The following is an 18,464-nucleotide window of genomic DNA, read 5'->3' on the forward strand; positions in this document are numbered from 1 at the left end:
CTACAAACGGTTACGGGGCCCGCAGTTCAGCGCGCCCCGCTCCGTCGAAATGGCCACTCCATTAAGGGCGCGGCCAATCAGGATGACATCATTTAAGTAGCAGTTCCGCTTCCTGACGCTTGAGCATCCGTCGCGCGGCGGAATATCCCTCGCGGCCTTCCCGTTCGCGCAACTCGGGGAAGATCGCGAATATCTCCTCGCGCTGCGCCTTGCCCAGACCTTTGAGGGAGTGATCACCGGGCTGGAAACTTTCGGTCCAGGCCCCGTCAGACAGGATGACCTCGTGATTGTCGAACATGATGTGGATATAGGTAACGTCCACCGCATCCATCCGTTCGACGCCGGGGCGTCCGACCAGATGCTTGGCCGCAACTAGAACTTCGCGCTCATCAAAGTAGAGCATGGTTTCGTCATTCGCGATCAGGACGCGGTGCTGCGGCGACACGATCATATCCCGTTCGGGCAACCCATGACCCAACGCGCCTTTTCGGACCAGAACGGCACGCAACGCGCTGTTTTCGCTCAGCTCGGTAGCAGCGATTTTACGCTTTCCGGTCCAACGGATCACCTGGATGCCATTGTCGCGGGTGATAACCCTGTCGCCGACCTCCAGTGATTCCACAGGAACTTCGCCCTTCGGCGTGGCGATCAGGGTGCCCGGCGTGAAACAGGGAACGACCGCTTCGATGTCTTCGAACTGCGCGGTCGTGTCATCGCGGAAGGTGATGATGCCGTCTTCGCGGTCGTCGGAGGTATAGGTGATGAAGGCCACGTCCGATCCGGTCAGGTCCAGAGTGTCGAAATCATCACTGCCCGAACCGCCGTCGATCATGTCGCCGGTGGTTGCGCCAAGGATCAAATCGCGATCGTCGCCAGCGGCGATCATGTCGGCGCCGTCATCACCCGAGATGGTGTCCGCACCGTCTCCGCCCTTGATCCAGTCTACGCCGTCGCCGCCGGTGATTAGGTCATCACCATCGCCGCCACCGATCTCGTCGTCACCCTTGCCGCCGAAGATGCTGTCATCACCGTCTTCGCCCTTGATGGTGTCATTGCCACCGGCACCCTGAATGGTGTCGTTGCCGCGGCCCCCAAGGATCGAATCTTCGTTGGCGCTGCCTGAAATGGTATCATCGCCCTTGCCGCCGTCGATGGTATCGTTGCCACCGCCGCCCGAGATGGTGTCGTTGCCGTATCCGCCGGTAATGAAGTCGTTGCCGGTACCGCCCATGATATCGTCGTTACCTTCACCGCCATCGAGCGTATCGGTCCCGTCACCGCCGCGAATGGTGTCATCGTCATCGCCACCGGCAATGCTATCGTCACCTTTGCCACCAAGGATCTTGTCATTTCCCTTGCCGCCATCGATCGTATCGGTTCCGCCCGCGCCCTGTATGGTGTCGTTACCATAGCCGCCGGTGATCAAATCGTCGTTGGCGCTGCCCGAGATGCTGTCATCACCCTTACCACCGTCGATCACGTCGTCGCCGCCGCCACCTGAAATAGTGTCGTTTCCATCGCCGCCATTGAGCGTATCCTGGCCATCTTTCCCGTCGATCTTGTCGGCACCGGCACCACCATCGACCAGATCGTCGCCGTTTCCGGCATCTACGACATCGTCGCCCTCGCCCGCATCGACTTCGTCGTTGCCTTCACCGGCAAGGATCGTGTCATTGCCAGCACCCGCAACGATGATGTCGTCGTCGCCCACTTCGCCATCCAGCAGCGCATCGTTGTTGTCGACGAAATCGCCATCAGGATCACCGTCGTAACCATCGTCGATCTTGTCGTCGCCTGACGTGCCTTCGACGATGCCGTCACGTGTATCGACCGCGCCGATGACGTTCTCGATATTGATGAACCTGGCGGTCTCGCCCGTCCGCGTACCATCGTCATCCAGGAAGAAGATCGTACCGTTCTCGGCATTGTCGGCATCGTATTCGACCGCGGCATTCGCACCGGTCAGGTCCAGCGTGTCGAAATCGTCACCGCCTTCGCCGCCGTCGATCATGTCGCCCGAGGTGACATTGACGAAATCATCGCGATCATCGCCACCCGACAGCGTATCGGCGCCGTCGGCACCCGATATCGTATCGTTTCCGGCACCGCCTTCGACCAGATCGTCGCCCTTGCCGCCGCGGATGGAATCATCTCCCGCGCCGCCGTCCACCGTATCGTTGCCGCCGGAGCCAGACAGAATGTCGTCGCCCGCGCCACCGAACATCAGGTCGTCATTGGCGCTGCCCGAAACCGAGTCGTCGCCCGCGCCGCCGTCCAGCGTATCGTCATCACCGTTACCGCGCAGGGTATCGTTGCCGTCACCGCCCAGAATGGAATCGTTGTCGCGACCACCGTCGATCAGGTCATCACCTTCGCCACCGTCGATCGTGTCCTGACCGTTGCCGCCCGAGATGGTGTCGTTTCCGGCTCCACCTTTCAGCACATCGTCACCTTCGCCACCGTCGATGCTGTCATTGCCAGCGTCGCCGAAGATCGTGTCGTTGCCCTCGCCGCCCTCGAGCGTGTCGTCGCCGCCTTCGCCGAACAGACGGTCATTGCCCGCCTCGCCGCGCACGATATCGTCGCCGACGCCCGCGTAGACGGTATCATTGCCCGCACCGGCCAGAACCAGATCCTCGTCACCCGTGGTGCCTTCGACTCCCAGGGCGTCGTTATTGTCGATCCGGTCGCCCTGTGCATCGATATAGGCCAGGTCGATCAGCTCGCCCGCCTCAGTACCGTTGACGATACCGTCGGGCTGCATCTGAGGAGTGAACTTCAGGTTGTCGACTGCGCCGGACCCGGCCAGCTCAATCGTCATGTATTTCGCGCCGGGCGTGTCGATCTGAACGTCCTTCTGACCATTGTTGGCAGTCTTGACGCTGATCTTCTTCAGAAACTTGCCATCTTCGTCATAGAGCCTGATCCAGGCACCTTCTTCAACGTCGAGCAGCGTGATCGAGTCGACGGTAACTTCATTGTCAAAGGTGAACAGGAACTTGCCACCGCAAGCATTGTCGTCCGGGTCGCTGCTGTCGCGATCTTCCGACAGGATCAGAACCTTGCCCAGGTTATCAGTCTTCAGATCCCAGTCGCCGCCGCTCGGCTTGGACGAATCGAAGATCATCGCCGGGTTCTTCGTGTCCACCGACCCGTCGTTGTTGATGCTGCCGATCGTAACGCCCTGGCTGGAATACTGGCCGTCTATGATCGTCCCGGCACTTTGATCGTTGAAATCAATGAGGGTTTGACTGGTAATGGTCATGGCAGTGACTCCTTAATACCGCGACATGGCGCGCAGGTCGCGCAGCAGATCGGCAGAGATAAAATGAAAACGGACCGAGGCAATCCGGGTGACGGCACCTTCTTGGCGCTTGCAGTTCGGCGACGTCATCATGACGGCATCTCCACCCGGTCCAGTTGCGACTTTCCCGAAGGTGAGGAGATGGGCGGACCATAGATTGCGGACGCACCTGAAGGCACTTTCCCGACAGTCAGCCGCTATAAAAATGCAGAAGGGTCGGCAGACCCGCGCGCAGCCCAAAAGGCATGCGCCCGCACATTACAGGCGGCATCCATACGGATGCTCACAAGTGCGGCCGCCCCCGTGGCCAGCAGACATCACCCCCCAAAGGGCGTGCTTCCGGTGTAGCAACTGACTGCTATCGAGGAAAGCGAAATGTGGCGCAATTTAGGTTACTTGGCCACAATTGCGTCATGTCGGGGAACGTCGCGACCGGAAATGTCCGAAAAATTCTCGAATCACGTTTCCGTAGCAGAAACAATAAGATGTGGCTCTTCGTTGCAATCACCCTTTCATCGCAGGGCGATCAGCCAATGCTGCCCTTCCTGAGTGATGTAGGCCGCAGCTTATGGCACCCATGCCGACCGGCCAGCCACATTCGCATCGTTGACGATCTGGCATCGAAATATGGCAGGATTTGGATTGGCTAAAGATGGTCTGTTTCTTTCACGGCAACCACAATTGTGACAAATTTCCTGACATCCGAAGTATTCGGAGTGTCTGATCCCCCGAAGCTTCGATCGACCCGGCGGATGCCGGTGTCGATCGGGGATGCTGTTGCCTGGTACCCGTGGCCGGACTCGAACCGGCAAGCCTCGCGGCGGCGGATTTTGAATCCGCTGCGTCTACCAATTCCGCCACACGGGCCGATCAGGCGACAGCGCGCGAAGCCCTAGCGGGCCATCCGCGTCTCGTCAATCGTCGCGCTAGAGGCTCTGCGCCGAAAACGTATCGCAGGCCTCCATGCGACCCTCCTCATAGCCTATGGCGAACCAGCCCGCCCGCTGCTCGGACGTTCCATGCGTAAAGGTGTGCGGCATCGGCACCTTGCCCTGACTGCGCTGAAGCCGGTCGTCGCCGATTTGTCGGGCGGCATTGACCGCTTCTTCGATATCACCGCGCTCCAGACTGTTGAAACGTGCCTGCGCCTCGCGGGCCCAAATGCCTGAATAGCAATCTGCCTGAAGCTCCACCCGGACAGAAATGGCGTTCGACTGCTGCTCCGACGATTGAGCCCTGATCCGGTTCGCCTGTCCCAGAATGCCCAATTCATTCTGAACGTGATGCGAAACCTCGTGGGCGATCACATATGCGGCGGCAAAATCGCCCCCCGCGCCCAATTGCTGCTCCAGTGTCGTGAAGAACGACGTGTCCAGATACGCCTTGCGATCCGCCGGGCAATAGAATGGCCCCGTCGCGCCTGAGGCCCCGCCGCAGGGACTTTGCGTTACACCTGAAAACAACACCAGCGTAGGTGCATCGTAATTCGTGCCGACCTGCGTGCGGAACAGGTCCGCCCAGACTTCCTCGGTATCGGCCAGCACGACGGACACGAATTCCGCCTCGCGCTGTTCGGCCTCCGAGATGGGACGCGATTGCGTCACCGATGACTGTGTGCCGCCGCCCTGCAAGAACGGTGAGACGTCGATCCCGAAATACCAGCCAATCAGCACGACAGCTATCAGGCCCAAGCCCCCGGCCCCGCCGGTCATGCCCACGCGGCCACCCCTGCTGCGCCGCCCACGGCGGTCCTCGATGTTGCGGCTTCCCCGTCGTCCCTGCCAGCGCATCGCCGCCCTCCGTTTTCTTCCTGTCAATCGCACTTGACCCTGCGACGGTTCCATGGGACCGGCAAGCCCATGATCCGAAGCCTGTATGACTGGACCCTTTCCTGGGCTGCACACCCGAGGGCCTTGTGGGTTCTTGCTCTGGTCAGTTTCGTCGAAAGCTCGGTCTTCCCGATCCCGCCGGATATCCTGCTGATACCCATGATCATCGCCGCACCGTCACGGGCCTGGCTGATCGCTGGCGTCTGCACGGTGGCGAGCGTCCTGGGCGGGATGCTGGGATATGCCATCGGGTTCTACGCCTTCGACGCCTTGGGCGAACCGATCCTCCGCGCTCTGGGCAAGGCCGACAGTTTCGATGTGTTCCGCACCAGGTATAATGACTGGGGCGCCTGGGCTGTGCTGATCGCGGGGGTCACGCCCTTCCCCTATAAGGTCATTACCATATTGTCTGGTGCGACGCAGCTATCCTTGCCGGTCTTCATCGTCGCCAGCATCGTCGCACGGGGGCTGCGGTTCTTTCTGGTGGCTGCTTTGCTGTGGAAATTCGGTGCGCCGATCCGCACATTCATTGAACGCCGGCTTGGCCTGGTATTCACCGTTTTCATGGTCTTGCTGGTGGGCGCAGTCTATCTGATGAAATTCATATGAAACGCCTGATTGCGCTTGCCACCTCGGGCCATATCACGCTGCTGGGTGGCGCATTTCTGTTTCAGCTTGCGGGATATGCCCCCTGTGCGATGTGCATCTGGCAGCGTTGGCCACACGCGGCTGCAATCGTGTCAGGACTGATCGCTCTGAGCGGTGTCATCCCGCGGACAATGGCGGGCCTGGCCGCACTGGCGGCCCTGACCACAAGTGCCATCGGGTTTTTCCACGCGGGCGTCGAACAGGGCTGGTGGCCCGGACCCGGCAGTTGCACCGGCAACGGCGATGGGTTGTCGTCGCTCTCGGGTGCAGATCTTCTGTCGACCGACGTGTCCGACACAATCATCATGTGCGACGATATCGTCTGGCAACTGGGCCTGACGATGGCAGGCTGGAACGGCGTATTTTCCCTGGCGCTGGCGGTGGTCTGGATCATGGCGGCGCGGCGTGCCTGAAGTTTCGGCACTTCGAGAGGTTCAGGGCGTTGAGCCTATATCCGGGGGGTGCTAGAAGAACCTTCAACCATATCTAGACCCGATCCGAGGCCGAGAATCGCATGAACGACGAGCCGGAAATGCCTGAAAACGAAGACGAAACTCCCAAGCGCGTTGTCATGCACCACGATGGGCCGCAGGTTTCGATCATCGACGAGATGCGAACCTCGTTCCTCGACTACGCCATGTCGGTCATCATTTCGCGCGCGATCCCCGATCTGCGCGACGGTCTGAAGCCGGTTCACCGCCGCATTCTCTATGCGATGCACGAGACAAACAACACGCACGACAAGTCCTATCGCAAGTCGGCGCGCCCCGTCGGCGACGTCATGGGCAAGTATCACCCGCACGGCGATTCCGCGATTTACGAGGCGCTGGTGCGAATGGCGCAGGACTTCTCGATGTCGCTTCCTCTGCTTGATGGTCAGGGCAACTTCGGTTCGATGGACGGCGATAACGCGGCCGCCATGCGCTATACCGAAGTGCGGATGGACAAGCCTGCCGCATACCTTCTGGCTGACATCGAAAAAGACACCGTCGACATGGTACCGAATTACGATGGCAAGGATATGGAGCCGTCGGTCCTGCCCGCCCGCTTTCCCAACATGCTGGTCAATGGCGCGGGCGGCATCGCTGTCGGCATGGCGACGAATATCCCGCCGCACAATCTGGGCGAAGTCATCGACGCCTGTCTTGCGCTGATCGAAAACCCGGACCTGACGTCCGAAGACCTGATCGAATACGTTCCCGGTCCCGACTTTCCGACCGGCGGCATCATTCTGGGCCGCACCGGTATCCGGAAGGCATATCTGGAGGGGCGCGGCTCCGTCGTGATGCGCGCCAAGACCCGTATCGAGGAAATCCGTAAGGATCGTTATGCCATCGTGCTCGACGAAATCCCTTATCAGGTGAACAAGGCCACGATGATCGAAAAGATCGCTGAGGCCGCCAAGGACAGGCGCATCGAGGGTATCGCCCACGTGCAGGACGAATCCGACCGTGTGGGCGTCCGCGTCGTGGTCGAATTGAAGCGTGACGCCACCGCGGAAGTCGTCCTGAACCAGTTGTTCCGCTTCACACCGATGCAGACCAGTTTCGCCTGTAATATGCTGGCGTTGAACGGTGGACGGCCCGAGCAGCTGACCCTGCGGGCATTTCTGACGTCTTTCCTGTCGTTTCGCGAGGATGTCATTGCCCGGCGCACGGCCTATGAATTGCGCAAGGCCCGCGAACGCAGCCATATCCTCTGCGGTCTGGCCGTCGCCGTCAGCAACGTGGACGAAGTCGTCCGCACCATCCGCGCCAGCCAGGACGCCGCCGAAGCGCGCGAAAAGCTGATGACCCGCGCCTGGCCCGCCGAGGAAATCGCCCCGTTCATTCGCCTCATCGACGACCCGACCCATACGTTGAATGACGACGGCACATACAACCTGTCGGAGATTCAGGCCCGCGCCATTCTGGAACTTCGCCTGCAACGCCTGACGCAACTGGGCGTCAAGGAAGTTACGGACGAGCTGGAAGAGCTTGCGGGCAAGATCAAGGAGTACCTCGAAATCCTCGGATCTCGCGCGCGCATCCTCGACATTATCTCGACCGAGCTGCGCGAAGTGCGCGAGTTGTTTGCCGTCCCCCGCCGCACCGAAATCACCGAATGGTCCGGTGACATGGACGACGAGGATCTGATCGAACGCGAGGATATGGTCGTGACCATCACCTCGTCCGGTTATGCCAAGCGCACACCGCTGGTCGAATTCCGTGCCCAGAAGCGGGGCGGCAAGGGCACCGCCGGCATGGCCACCAAGGAAGAGGATGTCGTCACCACCCTGTTCGTGGCCAACACCCATACGCCGCTTCTTTTCTTCACGACCGACGGGATGGTTTACAAACTCAAGACCTGGCGCCTGCCGCAAGGTGGACGCACCTCCAAGGGCAAGGCGCTGGTCAACCTTTTGCCGATCCAGATTGGCACCGGCATCGCCGCCATCATGCCTGTCGACCGCGAAGAAGAGGACTGGGGCGATTTGCAGGTGGTCTTCTGCACCGACCGCGGCACGGTACGGCGCAACAAACTCTCGGATTTCGCCAACGTCATGCGTAACGGCAAGATTGCCATGAAGTTCGAGGGCGAAAGCGCGGGATGGTCGCTGATCAACGCGCGCATCGCGTCGCACGACGATGACGTGATGCTGGTGACGCGGTTCGGTCGCGCGATCCGATTCCCGGCGACCGACGTGCGGGTCTTCAACTCGCGCGCCTCGACCGGTGTGCGCGGTATCAGGATCGGTAAGGACGACGCCGTCGTGTCAATGGCCGTGATCCGCCACTTCGATGCGACGTCCGACGAACGCACGGCCTACCTGAAAATGCGCCGCGCGGTGGCCGGGTTGGCCGACGATGCGGAATCGCCCGACGACGAGGAGGCAAACGCCAACGCCACCATCGACCCCGAGCGCTATGCCGAGATGTCGGCGCATGAAGATTTGATCCTGACCATCACTGAAAACGGCGCGGGCAAGCTGTCGTCATCGCACGATTATCCCGTTCGGGGCCGCGGAGGCATGGGCGTCGGGGCACAGGACAAGACGGCGCGCGGCGGCCCGATCGTTGCCGCGTTCCCTGTCGAGATGGACGACCAGATCATGCTTGCCACATCAACCGGTCAGTCGATCCGCTGCCCGGTCGACGGCATCAGTTTCCGTTCGCGCAGCGCCGGCGGCGTCAAGGTCTTTGATACCAAGGGCTCGGAAAAAGTGGTCTCGGTCGCGCGCGTCGCTGACAGTTCGGACGACGATGTGTCGGAAGATGGGACCAACGTCACAGATATGGAGTGAACCATATACGGCAACTTTGACCGACAAAATCGCAAATCCGCAATCGCAGGCGTGACAGTCCCTCCAATCTCGTCTTAAGAGTGAGGGAACCCGCAGAAAGCAGGGATGTCTCGACAATGCCTAAAACCTTGGACAATTGGGATGATCTGAAATTCGTGCTCGCAATGACGCGGCACGGAACGATGTCAGCCGCCGCGCGGTATCTCGACACCAATGTCGCGACCGTGTCTCGCCGTCTTGACCGGCTGAGCCACGACCTCTCGATTTCGCTGTTCGAAAAGCGCGGGACAGGATTTGTGGCGACACTTGCGGCTGAACGTCTGGCCTTGATCGCCGAAGACCTGGACCACAGACTGCGGTCTGAAATCGTCGGCATGGCCGAAGGCAATGACGACGTGATGATTCCGATTGAAATCGCTGCACCGCCCGCCGTTCATCGGCAGTTCATCCTGCCCCGCACCAGCGAATTGAGTGAATATCTTCCACAGGTGATCCTGACGCTGACTGACAAGACCTTTTCGCAAGGCCTGGGTGAAGCGGATATTCAGGTTCGCATCGGACGCCCCGAAGGGGGGCGCCTCAAGGCGCGGAAATTCTGCGACTATTCGCTCCGCGTCTATCACGCACCTGACGCCGTGCTGAACGGCGAATGGATCGGGCTGACCCAGCGTTTTCCTGATGCCGATTACCTGTTGAGGGTGTATCCCGACGCCAAGCCCAGTCCACGCTACCGCGTTGAATCAATGCCGATGGCGCTGGATATGGTTGTTCAAACCGGACTGCCGGGGCTTCTGCCCGATTTCATGGTTCAGCCGCATCACAATCTGGTTCTGGCCGATATGCCGAACAACGATCTGAAGGGTGAATTGTGGATCACGTATCACGAAACCCGCCACAGTGACACGACACTGCGCGCCGTCGTGGATTGGTTTTGCAGTTCCAGTTCAAAAAGCGGTCTGAAGCTGGCCAGCCAGTAAACCCGTCGGCCCTAGACATGAACAACTCGACATGAACAGTCTGCTTTCGGCGGGTAAAGTGCGCTAGCCTGCGATCGGACCAGCCGGATTGCGGTCGGCAAATCGCCCCTGTCGGCGGGTATTTTCTCATACAGGCTTTCGCACGATCGGGCGGGGCCGTATGAGGGGCGCATGGCAGACAGACTTCATATCATCGGCGGCGGCATGGCCGGGTCCGAGGCTGCGTGGCAGGCTGCGCAGGCGGGCGTTTCCGTTACCCTCCACGAAATGCGGCCCAAGGTCGCCACCTTCGCGCATCGCACCGGATCACTGGCCGAAATGGTCTGTTCGAATTCTTTTCGGTCGGACGACAGCGAACAGAACGCCGTCGGCCTGCTGCATTGGGAAATGCGCGCAGCGGGCGGCATCATCATGGAAACGGCGGATGCACATCGCCTTCCCGCCGGGGGCGCTCTGGCCGTGGATCGTGATCCCTTCGCCGAGGCGGTGACAGCCAGATTGCTGGCGCACCCCCTGATTTCCATCGAATACGAAGAGATCACAGCCCTGCCCGACAGCGGGAACTGGATCATCGCCACCGGCCCCTTGACCGGGTCGGGGCTGGCACAGGCCATCGCCGCCGAAGCGGGTCAGGACAGTCTCGCCTTCTTCGACGCCATAGCCCCCATCGTTCATTTCGACACCATCGACATGGACACGGCCTGGATGCAGTCGCGCTATGACAAGGGCGAGACCGAGGAAGAACGCACCGCCTATATCAACTGCCCGATGACCCGCGAACAGTACGAGGCGTTCATCGACGCGCTGCTGGCCGCCGAGAAGACCGAGTTCAAGCCGGGCGAAGCCGGTTCTTCCCCTGACCCAACCCCCTATTTCGACGGTTGCCTGCCCATCGAAGTCATGGCCGATCGCGGGCGAGAAACGCTGCGCTTCGGCCCGATGAAACCTGTCGGCTTGACCAATCCTCACAATCCGGCCGAAAAGGCCTATGCCGTGGTGCAACTGCGCCGCGACAACGCGCTGGGCACACTCTATAACATTGTCGGCTTCCAGACCAAGATGAAGTATGGCGCGCAAAAGTCTGTTTTCTCTATGATTCCCGGTCTGCAAAATGCATCCTTCGCGCGCCTGGGCGGTATTCACCGGAACACTTTCATCAACTCACCCACTCTTCTGGACAATCAGATGCGTCTGAAATCCAAGCCCCACATTCGCTTTGCCGGGCAAATCACCGGGGTCGAAGGCTATGTCGAAAGTGCCGCGATGGGCCTATTGGCCGGGCGGATGGCCGCCGCCGAGATGACCGGCACGTCCCTGCCCCCGGTGCCGCAGACGACCGCCATGGGCGCTCTGATCCACCACATTACCGGAGGGGCCGAGGCCAAGACCTTCCAGCCGATGAACGTCAACTTCGGCCTGTTCCCCCCCGTGGTCGCGAAGGGCGGTCGCAAGGGGCGGCAGGTCCGGTACAAGATGTACACCGACCGCGCCAAGGCCGATTGGCAGGACTGGCTGAGGCTGCGCGAAGCAGCGGAATGATCACTCGCTTCGCCCCGTCCCCCACCGGGCCGTTGCATCTGGGTCATGCCTGGGCCGCGATGGTGGCGGACGATCTGGGAAACATGCTGCTGCGGATCGAAGACATCGACCAATCCCGCGCCCGCCCGGAATGGGAGGCCGCGATTTACAACGACCTGCACTGGATGGGTCTGGACTGGCCCACACCTGTGATGCGTCAATCCGACCGCCTGACATCTTACACTGCCGCGCTGGACCGCCTGTGGAACGCAGGCGTCCTCTATCCCTGCACCTGCAACCGCCGCGATATCCAAACCGCCGCCTCCGCCCCGCAGGAAAACGCGCCGTTGATGGGGCCGGACGGCATCGTCTATCCCGGCACCTGCAGGGGGGCATCCCGCACCGGACCCCGGCCCGACGGTATGGCTCTGCGGCTGGATGCGGACGCGGTGCCGAACCTGTCGTGGACCGAACGGGGCAGCCCGCGGTCAATGCCCGCTGACACTTTCGTACGCAGCATCGGCGACGTCGTCATCGCCCGTCGCGAGATGGGCACAAGTTATCATCTGGCCGTCACCATCGACGACGCGGCGCAAGGAATCGATCTTGTCACGCGGGGCGAGGATCTGGCCGAAGCCACCCCGATCCATGTTGCCCTGCAACGTCTGCTGCACCTTCCGACGCCCACCTATCACCACCACGATCTGGTCCGGGATGCCGAAGGCAGGCGGCTGGCCAAACGCGACGATGCGCGCAGTATTGCCAGTTACCGCAGTTCGGGATGGTTGGCAGGCGACCTGATCGCCCACCTCCGCCGGAGTCGCATCGCGCCCTAAAGCGGCTGCGCCGTCTCGACCATCCGGGCAAAAAAACTGGCCCCTATGGGCGCGATGGCGTCGTTGAAGTCGTATTCCGGGTGGTGCAGCACCGGCCCGTCCCCCGTCCCCAAAAACAGATAGGCACCAGGGCGCACGTTCAGCATGTAACTGAAATCCTCGGCTCCCATTTCCTTGCGCGCATCGGACGTGACCTTGTCCTTGCCCACGACATCCGCCGCAACCGACGCGGCGAATGCGGCCTTCTCGGCATCGTTCACCGTCGCCGGATAACCCCGTTCATACCGGCATGTCGCTTCGACGTCATAGGCCGCCGCCTGCCCCGCGACGATCTGGCCCAGCCGCCGCTCGACCATGTCTTGCACCGCCGGGTCGAATGTCCGCACCGTGCCCTCGACATAAGCCGTGCCCGGAATAATGTTGTCCGCCGTGCCGGTGTGGATCTGCGTGATCGATACGACCAGTTCGTCCAGCGCGTAATGATTGCGGCTGACGATGGTCTGGATCGCCTGCCCGATGCCAAGCGCCGCGACGATCGGGTCCTTGGTATCGTGCGGCATCGCGCCGTGCCCGCCTTTGCCGGTTATGTCGATGTGGAACGTGTCGACGGCGGCCATGATCGGGCCGGGCGTGGTGAAGAACTCACCTTCGGTAAAGTTGGGCGCGTTGTGGATGCCATAGACATGCGAGATGTCGAAGCGGTCCATTATACCCTCCTGCACCATGACGTTGCCGCCGCCGCCGCCCTCCTCCGCGGGTTGAAAAATCAGCGCCACGCGACCCTTGAAGTTGCGAGTATCGGCCAGATATTTCGCCGCGCCCAGCAACATCGCCGTGTGCCCGTCATGGCCGCAGGCGTGCATCCTGCCGCTGGTTTCGCTGCTGTATTCGGCCCCTGACGCTTCCTTGATGGGCAGCGCGTCCATGTCGGCGCGCAGACCGATGGTCGGGCCGTCGCCCTGTCCCTCGATGATGGCGACGATGCCCGAAGTGGCGATACCCTCGTGAATTTCGCCGATGCCGAACTCGCGCAGTTTCCCCGCCACGAAGCCCGAGGTCCTGGGCAGGTCGAACTGAAGTTCCGGATTGCGGTGCAGCCAACGACGCCACTCCTGCATTTCGGGTTGCAGCGCGGCGATGGAATTGAGGACTGGCATGACTTGTCTCCTGTTCGCTTTGAGGGGCAGACAACACAGAGAACGGAGGAATACCAATGCCGGAAAATCCGCAAAACGACCTTTGCACTGCACCCGGCGGGGGATTGCCCCGTCTGCTGGCGATCATGGACCGACTGCGCGATCCTGTCACGGGCTGTCCATGGGACATCGAACAGGACTTCGCATCAATCGCACCCTACACCATCGAGGAAGCTTACGAAGTCGCGGATGCGATCCAGCGGGATGCCTGGGACGAACTTGAGGGGGAATTGGGCGATCTGCTGTTGCAGGTCGTCTATCATGCCCGGATGGGGGCCGAGGACGGGCGCTTCGACTTTCATTCGATTGCCGAGCAGGTTGCGCAGAAGATGGTCGACCGCCATCCGCACATCTGGGGCGACGACAGCCGCGATAAAACCGCCCAGCAGCAGGTGCAGGATTGGGAGGCAGCAAAGGCCAGGGAACGGCAGGGCCGGACTCTGGATGGCGTAGCGTTGGGCCTGCCCGCGCTGATGCGGGCCGTAAAGTTACAAAACAGGGCGGCGCGCGTCGGCTTCGACTGGCCCGAAACCGTCGCCGTTCTGGACAAGCTGCGCGAGGAAGCCGTCGAACTTGTCGATGCCAGGGATGCCCTGACCGCCGACGAAGTGACCGAGGAGATGGGCGATCTTCTGTTCGTGATGGCCAATCTCGCCCGCCATCTGGATGTCGACCCCGAAGCCGCACTGCGCGCCGCTAACGCAAAGTTTACCCGCCGCTTCGAGGCCATTGAGGACGCGCTGGCCACTGAGGGCCGTACACCGAAAGATTCCGATCTCGCGGAGATGGACCGGCTATGGGACGCGGTAAAATCGGCTGAAAAAATACCAAAGTGATTTTGTCGGGATTGACCTGAGTGTTTGAGTCGGGAATACCTCCGTCATCCAACCACAGAGGATTCTCCGATGTTCAGAACTTTCATCCTTGCCACTACGGCACTCGCTGCCCTGCCTGCGTTCGCAGGTGAGGTGAACGTATATTCCTATCGTCAGCCCGAGCTGATTGAGCCGCTGATCGCGGGCTTCCAGCAGGCGACGGGCAATACTGCAAACGTCGTCTACATCGACAACGGCATCACGGAACGCCTGGTCGCGGAAGGTCCGCGGTCGCCTGCCGATCTGATCTTCACCGTAGATGTCGCCCGCCTGGAAGAGGCGCGTGAAGCCGGCGTCACCCAGCCTGTGCAAAGCGAGATCCTGAACGCGAATATCCCTGCAGAGATGCGCGACCCCGACGGCAACTGGTTCGGCCTGACCACCCGCGCGCGCATCGTCTATGCCAGCAAGGAACGTGTCGGCGAAGGCGAAGTGACAACCTACGAGGACCTGGCCGATCCGAAATGGGCGGGCCGGATCTGCACCCGGTCTGGCACCCACGCCTATAACATAGCGCTGCTGTCGGCGATCATCGAACATGACGGCATCGAGGCCGCGACCGATTGGGCCGAGGGCGTGAAGGCCAACCTTGCCCGCCCGCCCGAGGGCGGCGACCGCGATCAGGTCAAGGCGATCTGGGCCGGGGAATGCGACATCGCCCTGGGCAATACCTATTACATGGGTGCGATGCTGGCCGACCCCGAACAGCAGGACTGGGCCAATGCCGTCCGCCTCGACTTCCCGACCTTCGCCGACGGCAGCGGGACGCATGTGAACATCTCGGGCGTGGCGATGGTCAATGGCGCCTCGAACGAGGCGGAGGCGCTGGCCTTCATGGAATACCTGTCGTCACCCGAAGCGCAGCAAATCTATGCCGAAGTGGTGAACGAATATCCCGTGACACCGGGCACCCCACCGTCGGACCTGGTTGCAAGCTGGGGTGAGCTGACGCCCGACACCACCTCTCTGACAGCCGTAGCAAGCAATCGTGCCGAAGCGCTGAAGATCATGCAGTCAATCGACTTCGACAATTGACCGCCTGCGGTCCCTGACGTTGCGCCGCGCTCTGGACAATCCGGGGCGCGGCGTTTTGATGACCGCATGACACGTAAAATCATCATCGATACCGACCCCGGACAGGACGACGCCGTCGCGATCCTGCTGGCGCTGGCCTCGCCCGAATTGCAGGTGCTGGGTCTGACCGCCGTAGCGGGCAACGTGCCACTGGACCTGACGGCCAGAAACGCCCGCATCGTTTGCGAATTGGCACGGCGGCCCGATGTGCCGGTCTTCGCCGGATGCGATCGTCCGCTGGCGCGTGACCTGGTGACCGCCGAACACGTGCATGGCAAGACCGGCCTCGACGGGCCGCAGATGGCCGAACCGACGATGCCGTTGCAGGACATCCATGCGGTCGATTTCATTATCGAGACCTTACGGGCCGAGGCGCCCGGCACCGTCACGCTCTGCCCGCTTGGGCCGCTGACCAACATCGCCACCGCATTCCGGCGCGCGCCCGACATCGTCGCGCGGGTGCAGCGCATCGTATTGATGGGCGGTGCGTATTTCGAGGTGGGGAACATCACCCCCGCCGCCGAGTTCAATATATATGTCGACCCCGAAGCCGCCAAGATCGTCTTTGCCGCCGGTGCACCGATCACCGTCCTGCCGCTGGATGCCACGCACAAGGCCTTGACCACCGCCGATCGAGTGCAGGCGTTCCGCGATCTGGGCACCGAAGTCGGGCGCATGGTCGCCGCATGGACCGATTTCTTCGAACGGTTCGACAAGGAAAAATACGGCTCCGCAGGCGCGCCGCTGCACGACCCCTGCGTGATTGCCTGGCTGTTGAAGCCCGACCTGTTCACCGGGCGCGAGATCAACGTGGAAATCGAGGTCGACAGCCCGCTGACCCGCGGTATGACCGTCGCGGACTGGTGGCGTGTAACGGACCGCCCGGCCAATGCGATGTTCATCGGCGACGTCGATGCGGACGGGTTCTTTTCGTTGTTGACCGAGCGTCTGGCCCGGCTGGGGTAGCGCGGCTCTGCCTCGTGCGCCGGGATATTTAAGGAAAGAGGAAGCGCATGTTCGCCTTCGACAACAGCTACGCCCGCCTGCCCGGGCGCTTCTATACCAAGATGGCACCCACCGCCGTCAGTACACCCGGCTGGATCGCATTGAACGAGGGGCTGGCGCGCGATCTGGGGCTGGACCCCGACCTGTTGCACGATCAGTTGGACGTATTTGCCGGGAACGCCTTGCCGGACGGGGCCGACCCCTTGGCGCAGCTTTATGCGGGGCATCAGTTCGGCGGCTGGTCCCCGCAACTGGGCGATGGGCGCGCGATCTTGCTGGGCGAACATATGGACGGCAACCGCCGGGTGGACGTGCAACTCAAAGGTTCCGGCCCGACCCCCTACAGCAGGATGGGCGACGGACGCGCGGCGCTTGGGCCAGTAATCCGCGAATACATCCTATCCGAGGCGATGCATGCTCTGGGTGTCCCGACGACCCGTGCTCTGGCAGCTGTGACCACGGGCGAGACGGTTCTGCGACAGGAAGGGCCTCTGCCCGGCGGCGTCCTGACACGGGTGGCCTCCAGTCACATCCGCGTCGGCACGTTTCAGGTCTTTGCCGCGCGTGACGATGTGGACGGCTTGCAGGCTCTGCTGGACTACACGCTCGCCCGTCATGCGCCGGACGCCAAAGGCCCGATGGGCCTGCTGCGACATGTGATGGGTGTTCAGGCCAAACTGATTGCGCAATGGATGGGTCTCGGTTTCGTCCACGGTGTCATGAACACCGACAACATGACCATCTCCGGCGAAACCATCGACTATGGACCCTGCGCATTCATGGAGTCCTATCACCCCGATACAGTGTTCAGCAGCATCGACCAGTTCGGACGCTATGCGTGGAAAAACCAGCCGGACATCGCGCTGTGGAACCTGGCGCAACTGGCGACCGCCCTCTTGCCCCTGATGGGTGAGCGGGAGGCGGCGGTGGCCGAAGCAACCGGCGCTCTGGACGGATTCCGCGACCTCTATGCCGCCGAGTGGACCGCCGTGATGAACGCGAAGATCGGCGTGGACGACATGAGCCTTGCCATGGAACTGCTTGATATCATGTCCGAAGGTCAGGGCGATTTCACGAATGTCTTCCGCGCGCTGACCACCGCGCCAGGACGCGCTCGGGACGAAGTCCTGACTCGCGACCGGTTCGACGACTGGCAGGCGCGATGGCTGGCCCGCAACCCCGACACGGCTGCGATGGGCCGCGCCAATCCCGCGATCATCCCCCGCAACCACCGCGTCGAGGAGGCGATTGCCGCCGCGTATACGGGCGACTTCGCACCCTTCCATGCGCTCAATGCCGTATTGACCGATCCGTGGCAGGAGACCGAGGCCAACGCCCCCTATCGTATCCCCGCCGCCGCGCACGAGCGGGTCACGCAGACGTTCTGCGGCACATGACCGACCGCGCCACAATTGCCGCGCGCGTCGTGGCCCGCTAGGAGGCGGATATGACAAGCTCGGCGCCCTCCATCCTCGACCGCTGTGAAACCCATGGGTTGCGTATGACGGGCCAGCGCCGGACCATCGCACAGGTGCTGGAGGATGCGTTCGATCATCCCGATGTCGAAACGATCCACGCGCGGGCCAGTGCCATCGACCCGAATATCTCGGTCGCCACCGTGTACCGGACAGTGAAACTGTTCGAGGAATCGGGGCTGCTGGAGCGTCGCGAATTCGGAGATGGCCGCGCGCGGTATGAGGACGCTGAACGCGAACACCATGACCATCTGATCGACATGCAGACCGGCAAAGTGATCGAATTCGTCGACCCCGAGATCGAGGCCCTGCAGGAAAAGATCGCGGAACGGCTGGGCTATGACCTCAAGGGACACCGGTTGGAGCTGTTCGGCGTGAAGCGAAAGCCAAATGTCTGACATTTGGCGAAGCCGCCGCGTTTCGTCTCGAATGTCTGACAATTGG

General features: G+C 61.7%; 14 protein-coding genes and 1 tRNA gene. 11 read left to right on the forward strand and 4 right to left on the reverse strand.

What is annotated here, in order from left to right; all coding sequences use genetic code 11:
• Positions 1-88: 88 nt before the first annotated feature.
• The 3 genes from AC13C2_RS09980 to ypfJ all read right to left on the reverse strand — a co-directional run bounded on the left by AC13C2_RS09980 (position 89) and on the right by ypfJ (position 5,094).
• The gene (locus AC13C2_RS09980) at positions 89-3,265 is read right to left on the reverse strand and encodes a Hint domain-containing protein (protein WP_482886719.1); all 3,177 of its coding nucleotides are present in this window, start codon (positions 3,263-3,265) and stop codon (positions 89-91) included.
• Between the two features lie 821 nt (positions 3,266-4,086).
• Positions 4,087-4,171 (reverse strand) — tRNA-Leu (locus AC13C2_RS09985).
• A gap of 59 nt (positions 4,172-4,230) precedes the next feature.
• Positions 4,231-5,094 carry a KPN_02809 family neutral zinc metallopeptidase gene (ypfJ, locus tag AC13C2_RS09990; RefSeq protein WP_482886720.1) on the reverse strand — a complete coding sequence of 288 codons (864 nt, stop codon included), beginning with the start codon at positions 5,092-5,094 and terminating at the stop codon, positions 4,231-4,233.
• Between the two features lie 69 nt (positions 5,095-5,163).
• Between ypfJ and AC13C2_RS09995 the strand changes: the two genes are divergently transcribed.
• The 6 genes from AC13C2_RS09995 (at position 5,164) to gluQRS (ending at position 12,395) form a co-directional block, all read left to right on the forward strand.
• A complete protein-coding gene (locus AC13C2_RS09995) occupies positions 5,164-5,742 on the forward strand; it encodes a YqaA family protein (RefSeq protein WP_092761472.1) in 579 nt (192 codons plus the stop codon).
• Positions 5,739-6,194, forward strand: a complete 456-nt coding sequence (locus AC13C2_RS10000) for a disulfide bond formation protein B (protein WP_474521928.1) — start codon at positions 5,739-5,741, stop codon at positions 6,192-6,194. Before AC13C2_RS09995 ends, AC13C2_RS10000 begins: the two co-directional genes overlap by 4 nt.
• Before the next feature lie 101 nt (positions 6,195-6,295).
• Complete coding sequence (gyrA, locus tag AC13C2_RS10005; protein ID WP_482886721.1) at positions 6,296-9,064, forward strand: DNA gyrase subunit A; 2,769 nt, start codon at positions 6,296-6,298, stop codon at positions 9,062-9,064.
• A gap of 128 nt (positions 9,065-9,192) precedes the next feature.
• A complete protein-coding gene (locus AC13C2_RS10010; protein WP_482886722.1) occupies positions 9,193-10,041 on the forward strand; it encodes a LysR family transcriptional regulator in 849 nt (282 codons plus the stop codon).
• Between the two features lie 120 nt (positions 10,042-10,161).
• Positions 10,162-11,580: a methylenetetrahydrofolate--tRNA-(uracil(54)-C(5))-methyltransferase (FADH(2)-oxidizing) TrmFO gene (trmFO, locus tag AC13C2_RS10015; RefSeq protein WP_482887007.1), complete on the forward strand. Its 1,419-nt coding sequence runs from the start codon at positions 10,162-10,164 to the stop codon at positions 11,578-11,580.
• Positions 11,577-12,395 carry a tRNA glutamyl-Q(34) synthetase GluQRS gene (gene gluQRS / locus AC13C2_RS10020; RefSeq protein ID WP_482886723.1) on the forward strand — a complete coding sequence of 273 codons (819 nt, stop codon included), beginning with the start codon at positions 11,577-11,579 and terminating at the stop codon, positions 12,393-12,395. The genes trmFO and gluQRS overlap by 4 nt, the downstream gene beginning before the upstream one ends.
• Here gluQRS and AC13C2_RS10025 read toward each other — a convergent pair.
• Complete coding sequence (locus tag AC13C2_RS10025; RefSeq protein WP_482886724.1) at positions 12,392-13,552, reverse strand: M20 aminoacylase family protein; 1,161 nt, start codon at positions 13,550-13,552, stop codon at positions 12,392-12,394. The genes gluQRS and AC13C2_RS10025 overlap by 4 nt on opposite strands.
• Before the next feature lie 56 nt (positions 13,553-13,608).
• On the opposite strand from AC13C2_RS10025, the gene mazG reads away from it, so the two are divergent.
• The 5 genes from mazG to AC13C2_RS10050 all read left to right on the forward strand — a co-directional run bounded on the left by mazG (position 13,609) and on the right by AC13C2_RS10050 (position 18,418).
• Positions 13,609-14,427, forward strand: coding sequence for a nucleoside triphosphate pyrophosphohydrolase (mazG, locus tag AC13C2_RS10030; RefSeq protein WP_482886725.1), 819 nt, complete (start codon positions 13,609-13,611; stop codon positions 14,425-14,427).
• A gap of 69 nt (positions 14,428-14,496) precedes the next feature.
• Positions 14,497-15,501, forward strand: coding sequence for a Fe(3+) ABC transporter substrate-binding protein (locus AC13C2_RS10035; RefSeq protein ID WP_482886726.1), 1,005 nt, complete (start codon positions 14,497-14,499; stop codon positions 15,499-15,501).
• 66 nt (positions 15,502-15,567) lie between these two features.
• Positions 15,568-16,506 carry a nucleoside hydrolase gene (locus AC13C2_RS10040; RefSeq protein WP_482886727.1) on the forward strand — a complete coding sequence of 313 codons (939 nt, stop codon included), beginning with the start codon at positions 15,568-15,570 and terminating at the stop codon, positions 16,504-16,506.
• A gap of 47 nt (positions 16,507-16,553) precedes the next feature.
• Positions 16,554-17,942 carry a protein adenylyltransferase SelO gene (locus tag AC13C2_RS10045; RefSeq protein WP_482886728.1) on the forward strand — a complete coding sequence of 463 codons (1,389 nt, stop codon included), beginning with the start codon at positions 16,554-16,556 and terminating at the stop codon, positions 17,940-17,942.
• A 50-nt stretch (positions 17,943-17,992) separates the two neighbouring features.
• The gene (locus AC13C2_RS10050) at positions 17,993-18,418 is read left to right on the forward strand and encodes a Fur family transcriptional regulator (RefSeq protein ID WP_482886729.1); all 426 of its coding nucleotides are present in this window, start codon (positions 17,993-17,995) and stop codon (positions 18,416-18,418) included.
• Positions 18,419-18,464 lie beyond the last annotated feature (46 nt).

This window comes from Jannaschia sp. L-14R (genome assembly GCF_056857695.1).

Excerpts from the sequence above, each read along its gene's own strand:
- gyrA (WP_482886721.1), top strand. The coding sequence starts at position 6,296 with ATGAACGACGAGCCGGAAATGCCTGAAAACGAAGACGAAACTCCCAAG.
- gluQRS (WP_482886723.1), top strand. The coding sequence starts at position 11,577 with ATGATCACTCGCTTCGCCCCGTCCCCCACCGGGCCGTTGCATCTGGGT.
- AC13C2_RS10040 (WP_482886727.1), top strand. The coding sequence starts at position 15,568 with ATGACACGTAAAATCATCATCGATACCGACCCCGGACAGGACGACGCC.
- AC13C2_RS09980 (WP_482886719.1), bottom strand. The coding sequence starts at position 3,265 with ATGACCATTACCAGTCAAACCCTCATTGATTTCAACGATCAAAGTGCC.
- AC13C2_RS10025 (WP_482886724.1), bottom strand. The coding sequence starts at position 13,552 with ATGCCAGTCCTCAATTCCATCGCCGCGCTGCAACCCGAAATGCAGGAG.
- mazG (WP_482886725.1), top strand. The coding sequence starts at position 13,609 with ATGCCGGAAAATCCGCAAAACGACCTTTGCACTGCACCCGGCGGGGGA.
- AC13C2_RS10000 (WP_474521928.1), top strand. The coding sequence starts at position 5,739 with ATGAAACGCCTGATTGCGCTTGCCACCTCGGGCCATATCACGCTGCTG.
- ypfJ (WP_482886720.1), bottom strand. The coding sequence starts at position 5,094 with ATGCGCTGGCAGGGACGACGGGGAAGCCGCAACATCGAGGACCGCCGT.
- AC13C2_RS10035 (WP_482886726.1), top strand. The coding sequence starts at position 14,497 with ATGTTCAGAACTTTCATCCTTGCCACTACGGCACTCGCTGCCCTGCCT.
- AC13C2_RS10050 (WP_482886729.1), top strand. The coding sequence starts at position 17,993 with ATGACAAGCTCGGCGCCCTCCATCCTCGACCGCTGTGAAACCCATGGG.
- AC13C2_RS09995 (WP_092761472.1), top strand. The coding sequence starts at position 5,164 with ATGATCCGAAGCCTGTATGACTGGACCCTTTCCTGGGCTGCACACCCG.
- AC13C2_RS10045 (WP_482886728.1), top strand. The coding sequence starts at position 16,554 with ATGTTCGCCTTCGACAACAGCTACGCCCGCCTGCCCGGGCGCTTCTAT.